The sequence below is a fragment of the Rhizobium ecuadorense genome (genome assembly GCF_001187535.1).
Taxonomy (GTDB): Bacteria; Pseudomonadota; Alphaproteobacteria; order Rhizobiales; family Rhizobiaceae; genus Rhizobium; species Rhizobium ecuadorense.
On record NZ_LFIO01000133.1, the window covers coordinates 1 to 233 of the forward strand.

Annotated in this window: 1 protein-coding gene; it reads right to left on the reverse strand. The window is 57.5% G+C overall.

Annotated features, from left to right (window positions below; genetic code table 11):
• Window positions 1–233, reverse strand: a 233-nt coding sequence (locus tag AF337_RS04285) for an extracellular solute-binding protein (protein WP_152970896.1), incomplete at both ends; no start/stop codon positions are given.

Consider the following 233-nt stretch of genomic DNA (forward strand, 5'->3'; position numbering starts at 1 on the left):
ATGTAGACCTGCTGCTCGGGCTGCATGTAGAAATTGACGAAGTCGAGCGCGACTTTCTTCTTCTCTTCGCTGATGCCCTTAATCAGGGAAAGCGTATCGCCGCCGGCAAAGCTCGCTTCACCGCCCTTCGGCCCGGGAATCGGTGCGACGGCGAATTTCACGTCGGGATATTTGCTGGTCAGCAGATTGACGATGTAGGAGCCGGTCATCAGGATGCCGACCTTGCCCGAGGC